This is a genomic window from Bacillus pumilus, from assembly GCF_024498355.1.
GTDB lineage: Bacteria > Bacillota > Bacilli > Bacillales > Bacillaceae > Bacillus > Bacillus pumilus_P.
The window spans coordinates 79,805-102,500 of record NZ_CP101833.1 but is presented as its reverse complement, the minus strand read 5'-3'; the positions used below and the strand labels follow the sequence as shown (position 1 = coordinate 102,500).

At 45.9% G+C, this 22,696-nt stretch carries 14 protein-coding genes, 9 tRNA genes and 5 rRNA genes (1 of these 28 only partly in view); all 28 read right to left on the bottom strand.

The genetic code is table 11. From position 1 onward, the window contains the following. Positions 1 to 737 (bottom strand): 23S ribosomal RNA (locus tag NPA43_RS00560); it reaches 2,194 nt to the left of the window's first position. A 182-nt stretch (positions 738 to 919) separates the two neighbouring features. Further along, positions 920 to 2,468: ribosomal RNA gene (locus NPA43_RS00555) — 16S ribosomal RNA — on the bottom strand. A 125-nt stretch (positions 2,469 to 2,593) separates the two neighbouring features. Next, positions 2,594 to 2,669, bottom strand: a tRNA-Ala gene (locus NPA43_RS00550). A gap of 8 nt (positions 2,670 to 2,677) precedes the next feature. Beyond that, positions 2,678 to 2,754, bottom strand: a tRNA-Pro gene (locus NPA43_RS00545). Positions 2,755 to 2,761: 7 nt separating this feature from the next. Further along, positions 2,762 to 2,838, bottom strand: a tRNA-Arg gene (locus tag NPA43_RS00540). Positions 2,839 to 2,849: 11 nt separating this feature from the next. Beyond that, a tRNA-Leu gene (locus tag NPA43_RS00535) sits at positions 2,850 to 2,935 on the bottom strand. Between the two features lie 12 nt (positions 2,936 to 2,947). Further along, positions 2,948 to 3,019 (bottom strand) — tRNA-Gly (locus NPA43_RS00530). 30 nt (positions 3,020 to 3,049) lie between these two features. Then, positions 3,050 to 3,132: transfer RNA gene (locus tag NPA43_RS00525), tRNA-Leu, on the bottom strand. A 7-nt stretch (positions 3,133 to 3,139) separates the two neighbouring features. Next, a tRNA-Lys gene (locus tag NPA43_RS00520) sits at positions 3,140 to 3,215 on the bottom strand. 37 nt (positions 3,216 to 3,252) lie between these two features. Continuing rightward, a tRNA-Thr gene (locus NPA43_RS00515) sits at positions 3,253 to 3,328 on the bottom strand. 33 nt (positions 3,329 to 3,361) lie between these two features. Continuing rightward, positions 3,362 to 3,437: transfer RNA gene (locus tag NPA43_RS00510), tRNA-Val, on the bottom strand. A gap of 689 nt (positions 3,438 to 4,126) precedes the next feature. Continuing rightward, positions 4,127 to 4,242: ribosomal RNA gene (gene rrf / locus NPA43_RS00505) — 5S ribosomal RNA — on the bottom strand. Positions 4,243 to 4,303: 61 nt separating this feature from the next. Next, positions 4,304 to 7,234: ribosomal RNA gene (locus NPA43_RS00500) — 23S ribosomal RNA — on the bottom strand. 182 nt (positions 7,235 to 7,416) lie between these two features. Next, positions 7,417 to 8,965 (bottom strand): 16S ribosomal RNA (locus tag NPA43_RS00495). The 16S, 23S and 5S rRNA genes sit together here with 9 tRNA genes alongside, the layout of an rRNA operon. A 342-nt stretch (positions 8,966 to 9,307) precedes the next feature. Then, positions 9,308 to 10,807, bottom strand: coding sequence for a lysine--tRNA ligase (lysS, locus tag NPA43_RS00490; RefSeq protein WP_099728305.1), 1,500 nt, complete (start codon positions 10,805 to 10,807; stop codon positions 9,308 to 9,310). A gap of 90 nt (positions 10,808 to 10,897) precedes the next feature. Beyond that, on the bottom strand, positions 10,898 to 11,899 hold the full coding sequence (gene dusB / locus NPA43_RS00485; protein ID WP_099728306.1) for a tRNA dihydrouridine synthase DusB: 1,002 nt from the start codon (positions 11,897 to 11,899) through the stop codon (positions 10,898 to 10,900). After that, positions 11,892 to 12,125, bottom strand: a complete 234-nt coding sequence (locus NPA43_RS00480) for a helix-turn-helix domain-containing protein (protein WP_034325046.1) — start codon at positions 12,123 to 12,125, stop codon at positions 11,892 to 11,894. Before NPA43_RS00480 ends, dusB begins: the two co-directional genes overlap by 8 nt. Further along, positions 12,077 to 12,580, bottom strand: coding sequence for a 2-amino-4-hydroxy-6-hydroxymethyldihydropteridine diphosphokinase (gene folK / locus NPA43_RS00475; RefSeq protein ID WP_249705143.1), 504 nt, complete (start codon positions 12,578 to 12,580; stop codon positions 12,077 to 12,079). The genes NPA43_RS00480 and folK overlap by 49 nt, the downstream gene beginning before the upstream one ends. After that, positions 12,577 to 12,939 (bottom strand): dihydroneopterin aldolase, encoded by a 363-nt coding sequence (gene folB, locus NPA43_RS00470; RefSeq protein WP_099728309.1) that lies wholly within the window; start codon positions 12,937 to 12,939, stop codon positions 12,577 to 12,579. The genes folK and folB overlap by 4 nt, the downstream gene beginning before the upstream one ends. Beyond that, positions 12,932 to 13,789 carry a dihydropteroate synthase gene (gene folP, locus NPA43_RS00465; protein WP_256499212.1) on the bottom strand — a complete coding sequence of 286 codons (858 nt, stop codon included), beginning with the start codon at positions 13,787 to 13,789 and terminating at the stop codon, positions 12,932 to 12,934. Before folP ends, folB begins: the two co-directional genes overlap by 8 nt. Before the next feature lie 9 nt (positions 13,790 to 13,798). Then, the gene (gene pabC, locus NPA43_RS00460) at positions 13,799 to 14,647 is read right to left on the bottom strand and encodes an aminodeoxychorismate lyase (protein ID WP_099728311.1); all 849 of its coding nucleotides are present in this window, start codon (positions 14,645 to 14,647) and stop codon (positions 13,799 to 13,801) included. Next, positions 14,644 to 15,237 carry an aminodeoxychorismate/anthranilate synthase component II gene (pabA, locus tag NPA43_RS00455; protein ID WP_256499211.1) on the bottom strand — a complete coding sequence of 198 codons (594 nt, stop codon included), beginning with the start codon at positions 15,235 to 15,237 and terminating at the stop codon, positions 14,644 to 14,646. Before pabA ends, pabC begins: the two co-directional genes overlap by 4 nt. 13 nt (positions 15,238 to 15,250) lie before the next feature. Next, entirely contained in the window at positions 15,251 to 16,669 is a 1,419-nt protein-coding gene (locus tag NPA43_RS00450; RefSeq protein WP_230031702.1) for an anthranilate synthase component I family protein, read from the bottom strand. Positions 16,670 to 16,793: 124 nt separating this feature from the next. Next, entirely contained in the window at positions 16,794 to 17,717 is a 924-nt protein-coding gene (gene cysK / locus NPA43_RS00445; RefSeq protein ID WP_230031701.1) for a cysteine synthase A, read from the bottom strand. Positions 17,718 to 17,794: 77 nt separating this feature from the next. Continuing rightward, positions 17,795 to 18,703 carry a peptidyl-prolyl cis-trans isomerase gene (locus NPA43_RS00440; RefSeq protein ID WP_099728315.1) on the bottom strand — a complete coding sequence of 303 codons (909 nt, stop codon included), beginning with the start codon at positions 18,701 to 18,703 and terminating at the stop codon, positions 17,795 to 17,797. A 46-nt stretch (positions 18,704 to 18,749) separates the two neighbouring features. Continuing rightward, positions 18,750 to 19,625, bottom strand: coding sequence for an Hsp33 family molecular chaperone HslO (gene hslO / locus NPA43_RS00435; protein ID WP_099728316.1), 876 nt, complete (start codon positions 19,623 to 19,625; stop codon positions 18,750 to 18,752). 14 nt (positions 19,626 to 19,639) lie between these two features. Continuing rightward, on the bottom strand, positions 19,640 to 20,416 hold the full coding sequence (locus NPA43_RS00430; RefSeq protein WP_256499210.1) for a type III pantothenate kinase: 777 nt from the start codon (positions 20,414 to 20,416) through the stop codon (positions 19,640 to 19,642). A 358-nt stretch (positions 20,417 to 20,774) separates the two neighbouring features. Further along, positions 20,775 to 22,676 carry an ATP-dependent zinc metalloprotease FtsH gene (gene ftsH, locus NPA43_RS00425; RefSeq protein ID WP_034325059.1) on the bottom strand — a complete coding sequence of 634 codons (1,902 nt, stop codon included), beginning with the start codon at positions 22,674 to 22,676 and terminating at the stop codon, positions 20,775 to 20,777. Positions 22,677 to 22,696 lie beyond the last annotated feature (20 nt).

The following is a 22,696-nucleotide window of genomic DNA, read 5'->3' as shown; positions in this document are numbered from 1 at the left end:
GTAGATCACCTGGTTTCGGGTCTACGACCACGTACTCATGCGCCCTATTCAGACTCGCTTTCGCTGCGGCTCCGCATCTTCTGCTTAACCTTGCACGGGATCGTAACTCGCCGGTTCATTCTACAAAAGGCACGCCATCACCCGTTAACGGGCTCTGACTACTTGTAGGCACACGGTTTCAGGATCTATTTCACTCCCCTTCCGGGGTGCTTTTCACCTTTCCCTCACGGTACTGGTTCACTATCGGTCACTAGGGAGTATTTAGCCTTGGGAGATGGTCCTCCCGGATTCCGACGGAATTTCACGTGTTCCGCCGTACTCAGGATCCACTCTGGAGGGAATGACATTTCAGTTACAGGGCTGTTACCTTCTCTGGCGGGCCTTTCCAGACCTCTTCGCTTATATCATTCCTTTGTAACTCCGTATAGAGTGTCCTACAACCCCAAGAGGCAAGCCTCTTGGTTTGGGCTGTTCCCGTTTCGCTCGCCGCTACTTAGGGAATCGCATTTGCTTTCTCTTCCTCCGGGTACTTAGATGTTTCAGTTCCCCGGGTATGCCTTCTCATACTCTATGTATTCAAGTATGGATACTACTCCATTACGAGCAGTGGGTTTCCCCATTCGGAAATCTCCGGATCAAAGCTTGCTTACAGCTCCCCGAAGCATATCGGTGTTCGTCCCGTCCTTCATCGGCTCCTAGTGCCAAGGCATCCACCGTGCGCCCTTTCTAACTTAACCATTTCTTACTTTAGAAAGAATCACTATGTGTGATGAACTTTGCATTGCATTCAATGTGAATGTATTACTTATTGTTATCTAGTTTTCAAAGAACAATCCTGTCTCGCTAGAGACATGTTTTGAAGGTATGATCCTTCAAAACTAAACAAGACCAAAACGCACGCTGCTCCATATATCCTTAGAAAGGAGGTGATCCAGCCGCACCTTCCGATACGGCTACCTTGTTACGACTTCACCCCAATCATCTGCCCCACCTTCGGCGGCTGGCTCCATAAAGGTTACCTCACCGACTTCGGGTGTTGCAAACTCTCGTGGTGTGACGGGCGGTGTGTACAAGGCCCGGGAACGTATTCACCGCGGCATGCTGATCCGCGATTACTAGCGATTCCAGCTTCACGCAGTCGAGTTGCAGACTGCGATCCGAACTGAGAACAGATTTATGGGATTCGCTAAACCTTGCGGTCTCGCAGCCCTTTGTTCTGTCCATTGTAGCACGTGTGTAGCCCAGGTCATAAGGGGCATGATGATTTGACGTCATCCCCACCTTCCTCCGGTTTGTCACCGGCAGTCACCTTAGAGTGCCCAACTAAATGCTGGCAACTAAGATCAAGGGTTGCGCTCGTTGCGGGACTTAACCCAACATCTCACGACACGAGCTGACGACAACCATGCACCACCTGTCACTCTGTCCCCGAAGGGAAAGCCCTATCTCTAGGGTTGTCAGAGGATGTCAAGACCTGGTAAGGTTCTTCGCGTTGCTTCGAATTAAACCACATGCTCCACCGCTTGTGCGGGCCCCCGTCAATTCCTTTGAGTTTCAGTCTTGCGACCGTACTCCCCAGGCGGAGTGCTTAATGCGTTAGCTGCAGCACTAAGGGGCGGAAACCCCCTAACACTTAGCACTCATCGTTTACGGCGTGGACTACCAGGGTATCTAATCCTGTTCGCTCCCCACGCTTTCGCTCCTCAGCGTCAGTTACAGACCAGAGAGTCGCCTTCGCCACTGGTGTTCCTCCACATCTCTACGCATTTCACCGCTACACGTGGAATTCCACTCTCCTCTTCTGCACTCAAGTTTCCCAGTTTCCAATGACCCTCCCCGGTTGAGCCGGGGGCTTTCACATCAGACTTAAGAAACCGCCTGCGAGCCCTTTACGCCCAATAATTCCGGACAACGCTTGCCACCTACGTATTACCGCGGCTGCTGGCACGTAGTTAGCCGTGGCTTTCTGGTTAGGTACCGTCAAGGTGCGAGCAGTTACTCTCGCACTTGTTCTTCCCTAACAACAGAGCTTTACGATCCGAAAACCTTCATCACTCACGCGGCGTTGCTCCGTCAGACTTTCGTCCATTGCGGAAGATTCCCTACTGCTGCCTCCCGTAGGAGTCTGGGCCGTGTCTCAGTCCCAGTGTGGCCGATCACCCTCTCAGGTCGGCTACGCATCGTTGCCTTGGTGAGCCATTACCCCACCAACTAGCTAATGCGCCGCGGGTCCATCTGTAAGTGACAGCCGAAACCGTCTTTCATCCTTGAACCATGCGGTTCAAGGAACTATCCGGTATTAGCTCCGGTTTCCCGGAGTTATCCCAGTCTTACAGGCAGGTTACCCACGTGTTACTCACCCGTCCGCCGCTAACATCCGGGAGCAAGCTCCCTTCTGTCCGCTCGACTTGCATGTATTAGGCACGCCGCCAGCGTTCGTCCTGAGCCAGGATCAAACTCTCCGAAAAAGAACAAAACCGAAGTTTCGTTTTCCGTCAGTTTGACTGACTACCTATGATGTATCATAGGATTTTTTTATAAATACTCGAATTAACAGGTGCGTTTTGTCTTGTTTAGTTTTCAAAGATCATAATGGTGGAGCCTAGCGGGATCGAACCGCTGACCTCCTGCGTGCAAGGCAGGCGCTCTCCCAGCTGAGCTAAGGCCCCATAAAAGATGGTCGGGAAGACAGGATTCGAACCTGCGACCCCTTGGTCCCAAACCAAGTGCTCTACCAAGCTGAGCTACTTCCCGATCTTAATGGCGCGCCCGAGAGGAGTCGAACCCCTAACCTTTTGATCCGTAGTCAAACGCTCTATCCAATTGAGCTACGGGCGCTTATTGTATAATGCCGAGGGCCGGACTTGAACCGGCACGGTAGTCACCTACCGCAGGATTTTAAGTCCTGTGTGTCTGCCAATTCCACCACCCCGGCGTGGATGGTATAAGCGGAAGACGGGATTCGAACCCGCGACCCCCACCTTGGCAAGGTGGTGTTCTACCACTGAACTACTTCCGCATTACAGGATTTCTTTATTTTGTTTGGCTATGCGGGTGAAGGGACTTGAACCCCCACGTCATAAAGACACTAGATCCTAAGTCTAGCGCGTCTGCCAATTCCGCCACACCCGCATGAAAATGGTGAGCCATGAAGGACTCGAACCTTCGACCCTCTGATTAAAAGTCAGATGCTCTACCAACTGAGCTAATGGCTCGCTTTAAAAGCGACTTGTCTATCTTACCATATGAAAGTGGTGCCGGCAAGAGGACTTGAACCCCCAACCTACTGATTACAAGTCAGTTGCTCTACCAGTTGAGCTACACCGGCTTTATCTATCCTAACATTATGTAAGAATAAATATGGTGGAGGATGACGGGCTCGAACCGCCGACCCTCTGCTTGTAAGGCAGATGCTCTCCCAGCTGAGCTAATCCTCCATATTGTGTCTTTTCGAATGACTCTCGATCTGACAAATAGTATTATATAACGATAAGATATTGTTTGTAAAGACTTTTTTAAAATAATTTTTGAATTTATTTTAAAGCTGTTTTTTTCACCTTTTCGTTAAGGCACCTAAAGAAGTTTACCACTTGCTTCGTCATTTTAAAAGTCTTTTTTTCATTTTTTTATGTTTTTTTGTTAAAAAGAACTCTAATGAAGCTTTATCACTGTTAAAAACATCATTTCCAACGCTTTAATATGCTCATTTTATTCAGTATATCCTCACACACAAATCATCTAGAGATAAATTTCTTTTATTATTTTATTTTTTCAAGAAATCATTTTCGTTTAAAAACGTATATAAATGGTGATGATTTTCACTGTTTTTCAAAAGATCGCTTCGCCTTATTTTTGCTACTTCAAATGCTGAACAGCCTTGGCATCATTATTAAAGTTTTACTCAGAGAAACAAGTGTATTGATTCATCCTGCGTCCCCTCGAATTCAGTCTTCAGCAATAGATGGGCCCGTTCCCTTTGAGCCTGAGTGGCCAATTACGTCTCTATACCGCGGCTGCTAAAACGAGGGCTTGTTAGACATTTTCTATGTTTTTGATGTTGATATAGAAGCAAACCTCTCAAAAACACAAAAAAGACCAGTTCCGTCTGGAACTGATCCTTAGAAAAGCTTGGCGGCGTCCTACTCTCACAGGGGGAAACCCCCAACTACCATCGGCGCTGAAGAGCTTAACTTCCGTGTTCGGTATGGGAACGGGTGTGACCTCTTCGCTATCGCCACCAAACCTGATGGAGAGAATGTTCTCTCAAAACTAGATAACAACGTTCATGCTTCACATTAGAATATAGGTTAAGTCCTCGATCTATTAGTATCTGTCAGCTCCACGTGTCACCACGCTTCCACCTCAGACCTATCAACCTGATCATCTTTCAGGGATCTTACTTCCTTGCGGAATGGGAAATCTCATCTTGAGGGGGGCTTCATGCTTAGATGCTTTCAGCACTTATCCCGTCCGCACATAGCTACCCAGCGATGCCCTTGGCAGAACAACTGGTACACCAGCGGTGCGTCCATCCCGGTCCTCTCGTACTAAGGACAGCTCCTCTCAAATTTCCTGCGCCCGCGACGGATAGGGACCGAACTGTCTCACGACGTTCTGAACCCAGCTCGCGTACCGCTTTAATGGGCGAACAGCCCAACCCTTGGGACCGACTACAGCCCCAGGATGCGATGAGCCGACATCGAGGTGCCAAACCTCCCCGTCGATGTGGACTCTTGGGGGAGATAAGCCTGTTATCCCCGGGGTAGCTTTTATCCGTTGAGCGATGGCCCTTCCATGCGGAACCACCGGATCACTAAGCCCGACTTTCGTCCCTGCTCGACTTGTAGGTCTCGCAGTCAAGCTCCCTTGTGCCTTTACACTCTGCGAATGATTTCCAACCATTCTGAGGGAACCTTTGGGCGCCTCCGTTACATTTTAGGAGGCGACCGCCCCAGTCAAACTGCCCACCTGACACTGTCTCCCTGCCCGATAAGGGCAGCGGGTTAGAAGGTCAATACAGCCAGGGTAGTATCCCACCGATGCCTCCACCGAAGCTAGCGCTCCGGTTTCCAAGGCTCCTACCTATCCTGTACAAGCTGTACCAACATTCAATATCAGGCTGCAGTAAAGCTCCACGGGGTCTTTCCGTCCTGTCGCGGGTAACCTGCATCTTCACAGGTACTATAATTTCACCGAGTCTCTCGTTGAGACAGTGCCCAGATCGTTGCGCCTTTCGTGCGGGTCGGAACTTACCCGACAAGGAATTTCGCTACCTTAGGACCGTTATAGTTACGGCCGCCGTTTACTGGGGCTTCAATTCGCACCTTCGCTTACGCTAAGCGCTCCTCTTAACCTTCCAGCACCGGGCAGGCGTCAGCCCCTATACTTCGCCTTACGGCTTCGCAGAGACCTGTGTTTTTGCTAAACAGTCGCCTGGGCCTATTCACTGCGGCTTCTCGGGGCTTTAACACCCTAAGAAGCACCCCTTCTCCCGAAGTTACGGGGTCATTTTGCCGAGTTCCTTAACGAGAGTTCTCTCGATCACCTTAGGATTCTCTCCTCGCCTACCTGTGTCGGTTTGCGGTACGGGCACCTCTCACCTCGCTAGAGGCTTTTCTTGGCAGTGTGGAATCAGGAACTTCGCTACTAAATTTCGCTCGCCATCACAGCTCAGCCTTTACGGGAAACGGATTTGCCTATTTCCCGGCCTAACTGCTTGGACGCGGATATCCAATACCGCGCTTACCCTATCCTCCTGCGTCCCCCCATTGCTCAAATGGTGAGGAGGTGGTACAGGAATATCAACCTGTTGTCCATCGCCTACGCCTTTCGGCCTCGGCTTAGGTCCCGACTAACCCTGAGCGGACGAGCCTTCCTCAGGAAACCTTAGGCATTCGGTGGACGGGATTCTCACCCGTCTTTCGCTACTCATACCGGCATTCTCACTTCTAAGCGCTCCACCAGTCCTTCCGGTCTGGCTTCACAGCCCTTAGAACGCTCTCCTACCACTGTTCGTAAGAACAGTCCGCAGCTTCGGTGATACGTTTAGCCCCGGTACATTTTCGGCGCAGAGTCACTCGACCAGTGAGCTATTACGCACTCTTTAAATGGTGGCTGCTTCTAAGCCAACATCCTGGTTGTCTAAGCAACTCCACATCCTTTTCCACTTAACGTATACTTTGGGACCTTAGCTGGCGGTCTGGGCTGTTTCCCTTTCGACTACGGATCTTATCACTCGCAGTCTGACTCCCAAGGATAAGTCATCGGCATTCGGAGTTTGACTGAATTCGGTAACCCGGTAGGGGCCCCTAGTCCAATCAGTGCTCTACCTCCGAGACTCTTACCTTGAGGCTAGCCCTAAAGCTATTTCGGAGAGAACCAGCTATCTCCAGGTTCGATTGGCATTTCACCCCTACCCACACCTCATCCCCGCACTTTTCAACGTGCGTGGGTTCGGGCCTCCATTCAGTGTTACCTGAACTTCACCCTGGACATGGGTAGATCACCTGGTTTCGGGTCTACGACCACGTACTCATGCGCCCTATTCAGACTCGCTTTCGCTGCGGCTCCGCATCTTCTGCTTAACCTTGCACGGGATCGTAACTCGCCGGTTCATTCTACAAAAGGCACGCCATCACCCGTTAACGGGCTCTGACTACTTGTAGGCACACGGTTTCAGGATCTATTTCACTCCCCTTCCGGGGTGCTTTTCACCTTTCCCTCACGGTACTGGTTCACTATCGGTCACTAGGGAGTATTTAGCCTTGGGAGATGGTCCTCCCGGATTCCGACGGAATTTCACGTGTTCCGCCGTACTCAGGATCCACTCTGGAGGGAATGACATTTCAGTTACAGGGCTGTTACCTTCTCTGGCGGGCCTTTCCAGACCTCTTCGCTTATATCATTCCTTTGTAACTCCGTATAGAGTGTCCTACAACCCCAAGAGGCAAGCCTCTTGGTTTGGGCTGTTCCCGTTTCGCTCGCCGCTACTTAGGGAATCGCATTTGCTTTCTCTTCCTCCGGGTACTTAGATGTTTCAGTTCCCCGGGTATGCCTTCTCATACTCTATGTATTCAAGTATGGATACTACTCCATTACGAGCAGTGGGTTTCCCCATTCGGAAATCTCCGGATCAAAGCTTGCTTACAGCTCCCCGAAGCATATCGGTGTTCGTCCCGTCCTTCATCGGCTCCTAGTGCCAAGGCATCCACCGTGCGCCCTTTCTAACTTAACCATTTCTTACTTTAGAAAGAATCACTATGTGTGATGAACTTTGCATTGCATTCAATGTGAATGTATTACTTATTGTTATCTAGTTTTCAAAGAACAATCCTGTCTCGCTAGAGACATGTATTGAAGGTATGATCCTTCAAAACTAAACAAGACCAAAACGCACGCTGCTCCATATATCCTTAGAAAGGAGGTGATCCAGCCGCACCTTCCGATACGGCTACCTTGTTACGACTTCACCCCAATCATCTGCCCCACCTTCGGCGGCTGGCTCCATAAAGGTTACCTCACCGACTTCGGGTGTTGCAAACTCTCGTGGTGTGACGGGCGGTGTGTACAAGGCCCGGGAACGTATTCACCGCGGCATGCTGATCCGCGATTACTAGCGATTCCAGCTTCACGCAGTCGAGTTGCAGACTGCGATCCGAACTGAGAACAGATTTATGGGATTCGCTAAACCTTGCGGTCTCGCAGCCCTTTGTTCTGTCCATTGTAGCACGTGTGTAGCCCAGGTCATAAGGGGCATGATGATTTGACGTCATCCCCACCTTCCTCCGGTTTGTCACCGGCAGTCACCTTAGAGTGCCCAACTAAATGCTGGCAACTAAGATCAAGGGTTGCGCTCGTTGCGGGACTTAACCCAACATCTCACGACACGAGCTGACGACAACCATGCACCACCTGTCACTCTGTCCCCGAAGGGAAAGCCCTATCTCTAGGGTTGTCAGAGGATGTCAAGACCTGGTAAGGTTCTTCGCGTTGCTTCGAATTAAACCACATGCTCCACCGCTTGTGCGGGCCCCCGTCAATTCCTTTGAGTTTCAGTCTTGCGACCGTACTCCCCAGGCGGAGTGCTTAATGCGTTAGCTGCAGCACTAAGGGGCGGAAACCCCCTAACACTTAGCACTCATCGTTTACGGCGTGGACTACCAGGGTATCTAATCCTGTTCGCTCCCCACGCTTTCGCTCCTCAGCGTCAGTTACAGACCAGAGAGTCGCCTTCGCCACTGGTGTTCCTCCACATCTCTACGCATTTCACCGCTACACGTGGAATTCCACTCTCCTCTTCTGCACTCAAGTTTCCCAGTTTCCAATGACCCTCCCCGGTTGAGCCGGGGGCTTTCACATCAGACTTAAGAAACCGCCTGCGAGCCCTTTACGCCCAATAATTCCGGACAACGCTTGCCACCTACGTATTACCGCGGCTGCTGGCACGTAGTTAGCCGTGGCTTTCTGGTTAGGTACCGTCAAGGTGCGAGCAGTTACTCTCGCACTTGTTCTTCCCTAACAACAGAGCTTTACGATCCGAAAACCTTCATCACTCACGCGGCGTTGCTCCGTCAGACTTTCGTCCATTGCGGAAGATTCCCTACTGCTGCCTCCCGTAGGAGTCTGGGCCGTGTCTCAGTCCCAGTGTGGCCGATCACCCTCTCAGGTCGGCTACGCATCGTTGCCTTGGTGAGCCATTACCCCACCAACTAGCTAATGCGCCGCGGGTCCATCTGTAAGTGACAGCCGAAACCGTCTTTCATCCTTGAACCATGCGGTTCAAGGAACTATCCGGTATTAGCTCCGGTTTCCCGGAGTTATCCCAGTCTTACAGGCAGGTTACCCACGTGTTACTCACCCGTCCGCCGCTAACATCCGGGAGCAAGCTCCCTTCTGTCCGCTCGACTTGCATGTATTAGGCACGCCGCCAGCGTTCGTCCTGAGCCAGGATCAAACTCTCCGAAAAAGAACAAAACCGAAGTTTCGTTTTTCGTCAGTTTGACTGACTACCTATGATGTATCATAGGATTTTTTTATAAAAACTCGAATTAACAGGTACGTTTTGTCTTGTTTAGTTTTCAAAGATCATTTTCGTTATCGCTCGTAAGCGACTTTAATATCTTAACATTTCGTATCGGTTAAAGTCAAGAACTTTTTTCGATTTCTTCTTTTAACCTCGCTGCTGTTTTGCGGCAACGAATAATAATATACCACCTTGATTCTTTCCTTGCAATAGTTTTTTCAAAAAAAGTTTCATTTTATGAAAAATAAAAAGCGCCACAGATAAAATGGCGCTTTTATTGATGTATTAACGGTTTCTCATTTGTGGGAAAAGCAGTACATCTCTGATTGATGGAGAATTTGTTAATAGCATGATTAATCGGTCGATACCGATTCCTAGTCCGCCTGTTGGCGGCATTCCATATTCTAACGCTTCAACAAAATCGTCATCCATTAGATGCGCTTCGTCATTTCCTTCTTCACGTTCTTTTAACTGAGCTTCAAAGCGTTCTCTTTGATCGATTGGATCGTTTAGCTCTGTGAATGCATTTGCGTGCTCACGGCGTACGATAAATAGCTCAAAGCGATCTGTGAAGCGAGGGTCTTCTGGGTTTTTCTTAGCTAATGGAGAAATCTCCACTGGGTGTCCGTAAATAAAGGTAGGCTGAACCAATGTTTCTTCTACTTTTTGCTCGAAGAACTCATTGATAATATGACCCACTGTCATGTTTTTCGTAATTTCAATACCGTGATCAGCAGCATGCTGTTTCGCTTCCTCTACAGACATCTCCTGCCAGAAGTCTACACCTGTGGCTTCTTTAACCGCTTCAACCATATGCAGTCTCTTCCATTCAGGTTTTAGATCAATTTCATCTTCTCCATATTGAATTGTTGTTGTTCCTAGTACCTCTTGGGCAATATGAGCAATCAGATTTTCAGTCAGGTTCATGATGTCTTTGTAGTCTGCGTATGCTTCATATAGCTCGATCATTGTGAACTCTGGGTTATGACGAGTAGATACACCTTCGTTACGGAATACGCGGCCAATCTCGTATACTTTCTCTAGACCACCGACAATGAGACGTTTTAAGTGCAGCTCAATCGCAATACGCATATAAAGCGGCATATCAAGTGCATTGTGATGAGTAATGAAAGGACGAGCTGATGCACCACCAGGGATGCTATGCATTGTTGGTGTTTCAACTTCTAAGTATCCCTTAGAATCTAAGTATCTTCTCATTGATTGAATGATTTTGCTTCGCATGATGAACGTCTGCTTACTTTCTGGGTTTACAATCAGGTCAAGGTAGCGCTGACGATAGCGTTGCTCCACATCTTTTAGTCCGTGATATTTATCAGGAAGCGGGCGAAGTGCTTTTGTGAGAACCTCAAAGCCAGTCGCTTTAATTGAAAGTTCTCCCACATTCGTTTTAAATACTGTTCCTGTCACACCAATGATGTCACCTAGATCTGAGCTTTTGAATAATTCGTAAGCTTCTTCTCCTACACTATCTTTACGAACATAGATTTGAATTTGTCCTTCTAAATCTTGAATGTGCGCAAAGCCAGCTTTCCCTTTTCCACGCTTTGTCATCATACGGCCAGCGATTGTCACTTGAGCCGCTTTTTCTTCTAAGTCTTCTTTTGAAAACTCGTCATATTCAGCAATAATTTTCGCAGATTGATGAGAACGGTCATATCGTTCACCAAATGGATCGATACCCTCTTCTCTCATTTTATTCATTTTGTCACGTCTGACTTGGAATTGGTCGTTTAATTCTTCGTTATTAAGCCCTTCATTACTCATTTATATCACTCCAATAATGTATTTTGCAGAGAAAAGCAGAAAAACTGCCAGTACATGCACTAGCAGTGAGCTACAAAAAGAAAGATAGTCTTATCCTACTTTTATTCTTTGAAGCTCTTTTGCCTCGGCTTCGATCGTAAAGTCATCAAGAACTTGTACAAGCTCCGCTCTCGTTTCACTTTGATTGATTTGATTTCTAACGTCTGCGTTGCCTCGGACACCTTTTAAGTACCACGCTGCATGCTTTCTCATTTCTCTGACAGCCACGTGTTCGCCTTTCAGGTCAATGAGTCTGTCTAAGTGAAGTTTGCACACAGACATTTTTTCACGCACGTTTGGTTCTTCTTTCAATTCTCCCGTTTCTAAATAATGAACCGTACGATAAATCATCCACGGGTTTCCTAGTGCGGCTCTTCCGATCATCACAGCATCCACACCGGTTTCATCAAGCATTCGTTTTGCATCTTGAGGGGTTTTGACATCACCATTCCCGATGACAGGGATGGAAACAGATTGTTTTACCTCTTTCATGATATCCCAATTCGCTGTTCCTTCGTACATCTGCACGCGGGTCCGTCCGTGAAGCGCAACCGCTTTTCCGCCTGCTCGTTCAACAGCACGGGCATTGTCGATAGCGAAGATATGGTCTTCGTCCCAGCCCATTCTCATTTTCACCGTAACAGGTTTATCTACAGCTTCTACGACAGCAGAGACCATTTCATAAATCTTGTTTGGATCAAGCAGCCATTTCGCTCCTGCATCACATTTCGTAATCTTCGGTACAGGACAGCCCATGTTGATATCAATAATGTCCGCCGTTGTATGCTGATCTACAAACTTTGCCGCTTCTACGAGTGTGTCCTTTTCTCCTCCAAATATCTGAAGGCTCAAAGGCTTTTCCCGTTCATCAATGTATAGCATACCCATTGTTCTTGCATTGTTGATCAGGATCGCTTTGTCACTGACCATTTCAGCGCAGACTAAGCCCGCTCCAAACTCCTTAACTGTGAGTCTGAAGGCAGAGTTACATACACCAGCCATTGGTGCGAGCACCACTTTGTTTTTAATCTCGATATCTCCGATTTTAAACATCTTTCCCCCTCCTTTCTTCCTCGAGTATTGGTGAAAGTTCTTCCACCGTTATATTTAAAGCATCTGCTATTTGACCAACCATTTGGTTTGTTGGTAATCGATTGCCCCGCTCAATTTCTCCTAAGACAGAGACAGAGATGCCCAGTCTTTTGGCGAACCCTTCCTGAGTATACCCTTTTAGCTTTCGGTATGCACGAATTCTTCTACCCCACATGTCTTTTTCCATATGCTAACACCTTCTTGGTCTGTTACGGCATTTATTTGTACTTCGCCGATTTCTGGGCAAATCTCACTCATCGGAACAAGAACGAATAAACGTTCATACATTCTAGGATGCGGCACTATAAGTTGTTCTGTTTCAATATTTTCACGATTATAAAGTAAAATGTCAAGGTCAGCCGTTCGCGGGCCCCATCTCACTTCCCTTGTTCTGCCTAACTCTTGTTCGATTTTCTGAGTAAGGGCCAGCAGTTCCTCTGGACGGAGCGAGGTGGAAATCTTCACGGCCATATTCAAAAAGTCATCTTGGTCCTCGTAGCCTATGGGTGTTGTTTCATATATAGATGAGATTGACTCCACTTGAACATCTGGGTGTTCGTGCAGTTTTTTGACTGCTTCTTTTAAATAGGTTTCCTTTTTACCTATGTTTGAACCTAAAGCGATATATGCTGTATTGGTCATGTGCGTGATCTCGTCATTTCAATTGCAACGGACTGATAGTGTCCTGGAATTGGCGGGTCTGGCTTGATCACCTTCACTGTACATTCCTGAACTGTCGGAAAGTGCTTTAACACTTGGTTTGCAATTCTTTCTGTCAGCGTTTCAACAAGGTTAACCGGCTCTCCTTCTACAATGCTTTTGCAGATTTGGTAGAGCTCTGCATAGTTGATAGTCTCGTTTAGGTCATCCGTTTGTCCTGCTTTGCTTAAATCAAGTGAAGCTGTTAAGTCCACACGGAATCGCTGTCCTAATTTATTCTCTTCTGCAAACACTCCGTGATATCCATAAAATTCCATTCCATTTACATATACTTTATCGATGATAAGCGCCTCCCTTATTCAGCATGGCATCCATCATTTTTGCCATTCTTGCAACTTCTTTCACATCATGCACACGGACCATCGCACTGCCCTTTTGAATCCCTAGGCAGACCGTGGCACCCGTTCCTTCTGTCCGTTCTTCAGGCGGCAGATCTAAGACAGCGCCGATGAATCGTTTTCGAGATGTAGCAAGAAGCAGCGGATAGCCGAGATGGCAAAAATGTTCAAGTTCATTCATCACCATCAGGTTGTCTGTTTTATTTTTTGCAAATCCTACACCTGGATCTAATATAATCATGTCATCACGGACACCCGCTTGTCTGACAATTTGAACACTTTCTTTCAAATCTGCCATCATATCTGGAATCAGATGTGTGTAGTTTCGCTCTGGTCGATTGTGCATTAAGATGATCGGAACATTGTGCTTCGCTACTACATGTGACATTTGAGGATCCGCTTTTGCTCCCCATACATCATTAATGATGGAGGCTCCAGCTTTCACCGCCTCATCTGCGACATGAGCTTTATACGTATCAATGGAAATAGGTACATCCAATTCTTTTGTGATCTTCTCAATCACAGGTATCACTCTTGAAAGCTCCTCTTGCTCTGAGACAAGTGCCGCTCCCGGCCGAGTCGATTCTCCGCCAATATCGATGATATGCGCTCCATCTTCCAACATCTGCGCTGCATGAGCCAGCGCTTTATCCATTTGATTAAACTTTCCTCCATCTGAAAAAGAGTCAGGTGTGACATTTAAAATGCCCATGACCAATGTCTTTTCTTCATAACTAAGGGTGTGGCGCTTGGCTTGTATGATTTTAGGCTGTTTTATCACTTGTTGTGTCATTGTGTCCACCTACTCTTTATGTTCTAGACGTTCTTTTGTATATTGCGTTCTCAACTTTGTTGAGATCGTTCGGTTATTTTTCGGCAAGACGATTTCTCCTATACGCCTGAAAGGCACAATCCCCTGAACAGAATTGGTCATCCATGCTTCATCAGCTGAGAGCAGATGTGAGACTGGGTACCGTCCTTCTACAAGCAAGATCCCCAGCGCGTGAAGCGTTTCTATACAATATCGACGGGTTACCCCACTTAAGATACCTGTATCAAGTGACGGTGTATAGATCACATCTTCTTTTCGCCAAAATACATTCGAGGTAATTCCTTCTGCCACATCATCTTCTTTTGTTAAAAAGATGCCTTCTATCGATGGGTCGTTCCCTACTTCTCTTTTAGCCAGCAGGTTGTTCATATAATGATGAGACTTGAGGCGCCTTGGACCTTCTGGTGTGTTTCTCCTCGTTTGAAGAAAGATTCCCTGCTTTTCATCTAGTAGAGACTCCGGCCGGAATGGAGAGATCATCACAAAAACGACAGGCTCTTCATAAGGGTCTGCAGAAAATCCATTGCCTCTGCCCGCAGAGACATTGAAGCGAATCCTCGCACGACCATCGGCTATATGGTTTTGATTCAGTAAGGTATGAATGATGTCGAGTACAAATGGTTTCTCTATTGTGGATTCGATGCAAAGGTCACGTAACGATTGATTGAGCCTTTCAAGATGCCAATCTAACAGGAAGACTTGTCCTGCCAGGCTGGTAAATGTTTCGAATACACCGATGCCATATAGAAATCCATGATCAAAAGGAGAAAGAGTCGCGTCTTTCTCCTCTATATACTGACCGTTCAGATAAATGATCATGCGTTTACTTCATGCCCCTCTTTACGATAGGTTTCAATGAAATTCTTGAGCATTTCTTTTCCGAAGGAAGTCATAATCGATTCAGGATGGAACTGAACACTTTCAATTGGCAGTTCTTTATGGCGAATGGCCATGAGCTCGCCTTCCTTCGTGCTAGCTGTTGCGGCAAAGCACTCCGGCAGCGTCTCGTTTTTGACAATTAATGAATGATACCTCGTTGCGACGAGCGGATTTTGGAGTCCAGTGAAGACACCTTTGCCGTCATGTTCGATCTCTGACGTTTTACCATGCATTAACCGCTCTGCGCGAATCACATCTCCGCCAAAGACTTGTGCGATAGATTGATGACCTAAACACACACCGAAGATCGGTATCTTTCCGGCAAAATGCTTGATCGCCTCCATACTAATTCCCGCTTCATCAGGACTGCATGGTCCTGGAGAAATCATCAGAAAGTCTGGCTTGAGCTGTTCGATTTCTTGAATTGTTACTTGATCATTCCGTTTCACAATCAATTCTTCTCCAAGCTCACCTAAATACTGGACCAGGTTGTACGTAAATGAATCATAATTATCAATCATTAATATCATACTCTGCTCACCTCTAACTCAAAATAGTCTCTTCTTTGCTCAGCTGTAATGCTTTTTTTACTGCATAGGCTTTTTTAATGGATTCTTTATATTCGTGCTTTGGTACAGAATCAATCACAATACCGGCACCTGACTGCATAAAGGCTTTGCCCTCTGTACAGTACGCAGTACGAATGACGATATTAAAGTGCATATCTTGATTGAATCCAAACCAGCCTATAGATCCAGTATAAAGCCCACGTCTTGTTGGCTCAAGTTCTTCTATGATTTCCATCGTTCTCACTTTTGGAGCACCTGTGATCGTTCCGCCTGGGAATACAGCATGCATGACATCTACTGCATCACATTCAGCACGCAGCTCCCCTTGTACATTGGATACAATGTGCATCACGTGTGAATATTTCTCAATCGCCATAAACTCGTTCACCTGCACGGAGCCGTAAGTGGACACGCGACCAAGGTCATTTCGCTCAAGATCAACGAGCATGACATGCTCCGCGCGTTCTTTTTCATTTTCAATGAGTTCTTTTGCCAGCGCTTGATCCTCAGCGTCGTCCTTGCCTCGTGACCTTGTGCCAGCAATCGGTCTTGTTTCTAGTTGAATGCCTTTTTTCTTAATCAGCAGCTCTGGAGATCCACAAACAATCTGAAAATCTGGCGTGTGCAGATAAGACATATAAGGAGATGGGTTCACCTGACGTAATGTTTTGTATAAATCATACGGATGAGTATGGAGCTGTTCATCTTGTCTGATGGATAGGTTCACTTGGAACACATCACCGTTTGCGATATATTGCTTAATTTTCTCTACTGCTTCTCCGAAGGTTTCTTCAGTAAAAGGTGCAGCTGGCACAAATTCTGAAGAAGTTACGCTGACAGGTGAGTGTACTGATTCTTCTGAAGAGCTTGTCCAGCTTAGCTTCAATTCCTCCAACCTTCGATGAGCTTCACTCACAGGTTCCTCTCCCTCTGTGTGAGTAATGAGCCATAGCATATCTTTTTCGTGATCAAAGACCGCGACATCATTAAACACGAGGAAATACAGGTCAGGTGTCTTGAGATCATCGATTGACAGCATTTTAAAATGCTCGATATACCTTGCATAGTCATAGCTTAAAAATCCAATCGCTCCGCCTTGAAAGTCAGGGTAATCCTCGTTCGTTTCGGTTTGGAGGGTTTGAAACCAATCAGCAAAGGCTCTGAATGGGTCACCTTCTTTAAACAGCACCTCATCTTGATAATGGATGGTTGTCATCCCGTCTTTCCCTTTTGCTTTAGCAATCGGGTGAATTCCAGCAATGCTATATGTTCCGCCGCGTGCACTTTCAAGAAGGACATGGTGTGTTTCACTTGCAGCTAGTTGTTCGTATCTTTTCAAGAATGCATCTTTCGTAAAAGGAATTTTGATGCCCATCGGCCTGCGTTGTGTCATGTTATCATCCTTTTTCATTTTCATTAATCTTATTGTAATGCAATCCATTTTATTTAGAAAATAGTATTTGCTTTCCATCTTCAGAATTCATGAAAAAACCCCAGCAAATGCTGGGGCCTAACGTTTAATCGAATTGATATAGAGGTGTACTGAGGTAACGCTCACCATTACTTGGGATGATCGCTAACACTTTTTTCCCTTTACCAAGCTTCTTCGCTGTTTGAAGAGCTGCATAAATGGCGGCTCCTGAAGAAATACCGCCAAGAATTCCTTCCTCTTTTGCTGCCTTTCTTGCAAGCTCAAATGCATCTTCGTTTCTTACTTGGATAATGCCGTCATATACTTCCGTATTCAAGATGGATGGAACAAACCCTGCTCCAATCCCTTGAATTTTATGCGGACCTGGCTTTCCTCCTGATAATACTGGGGAATCTGTAGGCTCTACCGCATAAAGTTGAATAGATGGGATGGCTTCTTTTAGGACTTCACCAGCCCCTGTAATCGTACCGCCCGTACCAACACCTGCAATAAACGCATCAAGCTCGCCATCAAACTGATCAAGAATTTCCTTCCCAGTTGTACGGCGGTGAATCTCAGCATTGGCTTCGTTGTTAAACTGCTGAGGCATGAAATAACCATGCTCTTCTGCCAGTTCTTCCGCTTTTTTGATGGCACCTTTCATTCCTTCTGCACCTGGTGTTAATACAAGCTCTGCACCGTAAGCGCGTAAAAGGTTGCGTCGCTCCTGACTCATTGTTTCCGGCATAACCAAAATCGCATTGATTCCTTTAGCAGCCGCTACCATCGCAAGACCGATTCCCGTGTTTCCACTTGTTGGCTCAATGAGCGTGTCGCCAGCTTTTAATGTACCTTTCGCTTCAGCATCTTCGATCATGGCTAACGCAATACGATCTTTCACACTGCTGCCCGGGTTCATATATTCAAGTTTCAAGTAGACATCTGCACTGTCTTCTTCTACTAAACGGTTTAATTTAACGACTGGTGTATTTCCTATTAGTTCAAAAACTGAATTTGCAATACGAGCCATCACTAACACCTCTATCTCCGAGTAATTTTATTGTATTAATATTAAATTATCAATTTCAAAAAATTTTGTCAATGCTTTTAGTCCTGCTCTCCATCGTAAAACCATGTGACTTTTGCTTCTTTCCACAGGGTTTTGACATTCGCCTTTTCACCTAGATCTTCCATGGCGATCTGTCTTTTGATCTGATCTTTGACTTCTTCATAAGAGAAGGAGCGGCCATTTAATTTTTCTTTTAATTGGATGATGGCATACCCGTTTTTGGTCTCAATCGGCTCTTTCGTCCATTCATCTGGCTGAAGCTTTTGAGCTTCTTGTATGTATAGAGCTGGGATACTCTCTTGCTCTTCTGTCACAAAACCAAGATCTCCGCCGTAGGGTGAAGTGTAGCGGTCGATCGAGCGTTCAGCTGCCACGGCTTCGAAACTAGATCCGCCTTTTAAATCTTTCAACACGTTTTCAGCCTCGTCCTTTGTCTTAACGACAATATGACGAATACGGTATGAATCATCATATTGATATAAGTCCTTGTTTTTTTCATAAAAGGCTTTGGCTTCTTTTTCAGAAACAACGGCATCTCTCGTTAAGAGCTGTTCTAATAAAATTTGATAACGAATCTGTTCTTTCCATTCCTTTTCACTTGTATGTCCATCTTCGTAGAAATTATTAGAAACCGCTTTAAGCATCAGTAATTCACGATTGATCTCTTTTGAAGACACCTCTAGCTTGTTTTCCTTCGCAAGCTGATTGACTACCTTCTGATTGATCATTTGTTCAAGTGTTGCCTTTCCGTAGCGGTCTTCCATCTTCTTTAACCATTCTTGACGCGTAACCTTCTCTTTTCCAATGGACGCAATTTCTTCACCGTTCTTCCCGTTTGAGGAAGCCTGCGACATTTGCGATTTTGTTAGTACATATGCAATGACAACGGCATTGATCATGAGCAAAACGAGGATAAATGTCCATACCACTCTTGCTTTTAGTCTCATCTTTCGTCTCCTTTCCATCCTAAAAAGAAAACCCGCTGCTGAGAGCTTAGCGGGTTATTTCTTCACGTAGCTCTTCTAGCTCTTCTTTTGTAAATACATACGTTTCGTTACAAAAATGGCATTGAGCTTCTGCTTGTCCGTCTTGTTCAATCATATCTTCAATTTCGGCTTTTCCTAAGCTGATAATGCCATTAGCAAACCGTTCTTTTGAGCAGTTACAAGAGAATTCGACAGGTACAGTTTCTAAAATTTGAGGTTTTTCACCAAGAACTTCTTCTAAAATTTCTTCTGGTGTCATCCCTTTTTCAATGAGTTTCGAAATCGGTTCAATTGTGGATAAACGTTTTTCTAGTCTTTCAATGACTGCATCTTCTGTTCCAGGCAGCAATTGAATGATGAAACCGCCTGCCGCGAGGATAGAGTTGTCTGGATTGACAAGGACGCCTACGCCTACAGAGGAAGGCACTTGCTCAGAAGAGACGAGGTAATAAGTGAAGTCATCTCCAATTTCACCTGAGACGATTTCTGTTTGTCCTGTAAAGTGGTCTTTCAGCCCAATATCTTTCACAACACTTAATGTTCCTGTTGTTCCAACTGCACGTCTGACATCCAGCTTGCCATGTTCGTTTAAATCAAAGTGAACTTGTGGGTTTGAGACATATCCGCGAACCTGACCTTTTGCATTTCCATCAGCGATGATGGCTCCGATTGGTCCACCGCCTTCAATTTTGACAGTTAACTTGTTCTCACCTTTGAGCATGGCTCCCATCATAACTGTAGCCGTCATGGTTCTCCCAATCGCTGCTGACGCAGTTGGCCACGTATGGTGTCTCCTTTGTGCTTCGTTGATTGTATCTGTTGTGTTTGCAGCATATGCACGGACTTTACCGTCATATGCTAACGCTTTAACTAAGTAATCCATTCGATTTAAACCTCCTATAGTACACCGACACGATTACGTTCATAAATTAATTGGAGTCCTTTTAATGTTAAGAACGGATCGACCATATCAATACAGTCTGATTCATTTCCAATCAATGTAGACAAGCCACCAGTTGCAATGACTTTCGGTGTTTGTTTGGCTTGCTGCTTCATCCGTTTCACTATTCCCTCTACTTGTCCAACATATCCATAAAGGATACCTGATTGCATCGCACTGATGGTGTTTTTTCCAACGATGTGATCTGGGCGGACGATTTCAATTCTCGGCAGCTTAGCCGCTCTTGTATATAAAGCCTCCGTTGAGATGGTAATACCCGGTGCAATTGCTCCACCCATGTATTGTTTTTGTTCATTGATATAGCAGTAGGTTGTCGCTGTTCCAAAGTCTACCACAATGAGAGGCGCCCCATATAGGTGAATGGCCGCCACCGCATTGACAATTCGATCAGCGCCGACTTCCTTTGGGTTGTCGCACATAATGTTTAGTCCAGTCTTCATCCCAGGCCCTACAATTTGGGGTGTAATGTGAAAGTACTTTTCGCACATTCTTTCTAGTGCAAACATCATTGGCGGGACCACAGAGGAGATGATAATACCTTCTATTTGGTCAAACATCAGCCCTACATACTCAAATAAAGACCGGATGGACATACCAAATTCATCTTCTGTTTTATGACGGCTTGTTTCAATTCGCCAATGGTAATTTAGATCGCCATTATGATAAACACCTAAAACGGTATTTGTGTTTCCTACATCTATCACGAGTAACAACTTCATCACCACTTTGAATAGTTTCTCAAAAAGATCATTTTTCGACTTTCTATCATACCATACACGAATCGAGTTCCATTTGTAAACAATTCGAAACCGATCCATTCATGAATCGAAATAAAAAAAAGCTGCCAGTGATCCCGGCAGCTTTCACAGAAGGAGATTAGATCTCCTCCAGCGTGTAGACAAACTCTCGCATTCGTTGTCAGTCCTGCGCGCCGGTGCTCACGAATGTCAATTCGCTCCGCTCCGGTACTCGTCCTTCCTAGACTGCAAAGGTTTTCTATCACGCTGAAAAGAAGACAAAGGGCTAAAATAAAGTTCATTTTAGCCCTTTGTCAACAATCTGAGAAGGAGATTAGATCTCCTCATCTTCTTTTTTCTTGATGTTCACTTTCACATCATCGTTTTTCTCTTCGTCATCCGCGTATATACGCTCTGGAAGCTTTCCAGTTTCGTAAAGAGATTTAATTTGCTCAGCATCTAATGTTTCAACTTCTAGAAGAGCTTGTGCGATGATTTCTAGCTTATCTTTATTCTCAGTGAGAATTTGTTTCGCACGTTCGTAGCTGTCCTTGATGAAACGCTGAATTTCTTGGTCAATCTCGTAAGCAATGGCTTCACTATAATTCGGCTCGTTGTTAAAATCACGGCCAAGGAACACTTGACCACCTTGTGCTTGACCGAACTGAAGCGGACCAAGCTTATCAGACATACCGAACTCAGTAACCATTTTTCTTGCAATGCCTGTTGCACGCTGGAAGTCATTGTGAGCGCCTGTGCTTACTTCACCAAACGTAATTTCCTCTGCAACACGACCGCCGAGTAAGCCGACAATTTTATCAAGAAGTTCTGGCTTCGTTTGGAAATAACGATCTTCTCTTGGAAGCATGACCGCATATCCACCTGCCTGACCACGAGGAACGATCGTTACTTTATGCACCATATCCGCTTCGTCTAGGATAAGTCCAATGACAGTATGACCCGCTTCATGGTAAGCCACGATATTACGTTCTTTCTTCGAAATGACGCGGCTTTTCTTCGCCGGTCCAGCGATAACACGGTCAGTCGCTTCGTCGATATCACGCATATCGATTTTCTTTTTGTTATGACGGGCAGCAACTAGCGCTGCTTCGTTTAGTAAGTTCTCAAGATCTGCTCCAGAGAAACCTGGTGTTCTGCTTGCAATGGCTTTCAAGTTGACTGTATCATCAAGCGGTTTGTTTTTCGCATGAACCTTCAGTACTTCTTCACGGCCAATGACATCTGGGCGGTCAACCGTAATTTGACGGTCAAAACGTCCCGGACGCAGCAATGCAGGGTCTAAAATATCTGCACGGTTCGTCGCAGCGATGATAATAATTCCTTCGTTGGCACTAAAACCATCCATTTCAACAAGAAGCTGGTTCAGCGTTTGTTCACGCTCATCATGACCACCGCCAAGGCCTGCTCCACGCTGACGACCAACTGCATCAATCTCATCAATAAAGATTAAGCAAGGTGCATTCTTTTTCGCATTTTCGAACAAATCACGTACACGTGATGCACCGACACCGACGAACATCTCGACGAAGTCAGAACCACTAATGCTGAAGAAAGGAACGCCTGCTTCTCCTGCAGATGCTCTCGCAAGCAATGTTTTACCTGTACCTGGAGGTCCTACTAGTAAAACCCCTTTAGGGATTCTTGCGCCAAGCTCCGCAAATTTACGCGGATCCTTCAGGAATTCTACCACTTCTACAAGCTCTTGCTTTTCTTCATCTGCACCGGCCACATCTTTAAATTTCACACGCTTCTTCTCTTCTGTGTAAAGCTTTGCCTTACTTTTACCAAAGTTCATGACTCGGCTTCCACCGCCCTGAGCTTGGTTCAATAAGAAGAAGAACAGAATAAAGATGATGATAAACGGAATGATGGTTGTCAGAACTTGCAGCCATCCATTTGTTTCAGGTGCTGGTTCTACTTTTACATCTGTATTCTTCAGTGCACTGTAAATTTGGTCAACACCTTGACCATCTGGAACATGGGTAATGAAGTATTCATCTTTCTTCGCGCCATCTAATTGACCACGAATTTCATAAACCCCTCTTACAGGCTGGATGGAGATGCTCTCCACTTTTCCCGCACTTAAATTTTGCGAAAATTTGCTGTAAGACATGTTCTCAGGCTTTTGATTAGGGGATCCTAGCCAACTAACAACCCCTATTACAAGTAATAAAATAAGTATATAAAAAATCGTATTACGAAAAACCCGATTCATTCCTTACCTCCTCCCACAGT

What these genes read in the sequence shown, in the direction of transcription:
- lysS (WP_099728305.1), bottom strand. Translation starts at nt 10,807, where the DNA reads ATGAGTAATGAAGGGCTTAATAACGAAGAATTAAACGACCAATTCCAA.
- dusB (WP_099728306.1), bottom strand. Translation starts at nt 11,899, where the DNA reads ATGTTTAAAATCGGAGATATCGAGATTAAAAACAAAGTGGTGCTCGCA.
- NPA43_RS00480 (WP_034325046.1), bottom strand. Translation starts at nt 12,125, where the DNA reads ATGGAAAAAGACATGTGGGGTAGAAGAATTCGTGCATACCGAAAGCTA.
- folK (WP_249705143.1), bottom strand. Translation starts at nt 12,580, where the DNA reads ATGACCAATACAGCATATATCGCTTTAGGTTCAAACATAGGTAAAAAG.
- folP (WP_256499212.1), bottom strand. Translation starts at nt 13,789, where the DNA reads ATGACACAACAAGTGATAAAACAGCCTAAAATCATACAAGCCAAGCGC.
- pabC (WP_099728311.1), bottom strand. Translation starts at nt 14,647, where the DNA reads ATGATCATTTATCTGAACGGTCAGTATATAGAGGAGAAAGACGCGACT.
- pabA (WP_256499211.1), bottom strand. Translation starts at nt 15,237, where the DNA reads ATGATATTAATGATTGATAATTATGATTCATTTACGTACAACCTGGTC.
- NPA43_RS00450 (WP_230031702.1), bottom strand. Translation starts at nt 16,669, where the DNA reads ATGACACAACGCAGGCCGATGGGCATCAAAATTCCTTTTACGAAAGAT.
- cysK (WP_230031701.1), bottom strand. Translation starts at nt 17,717, where the DNA reads ATGGCTCGTATTGCAAATTCAGTTTTTGAACTAATAGGAAATACACCA.
- NPA43_RS00440 (WP_099728315.1), bottom strand. Translation starts at nt 18,703, where the DNA reads ATGAGACTAAAAGCAAGAGTGGTATGGACATTTATCCTCGTTTTGCTC.
- hslO (WP_099728316.1), bottom strand. Translation starts at nt 19,625, where the DNA reads ATGGATTACTTAGTTAAAGCGTTAGCATATGACGGTAAAGTCCGTGCA.
- ftsH (WP_034325059.1), bottom strand. Translation starts at nt 22,676, where the DNA reads ATGAATCGGGTTTTTCGTAATACGATTTTTTATATACTTATTTTATTA.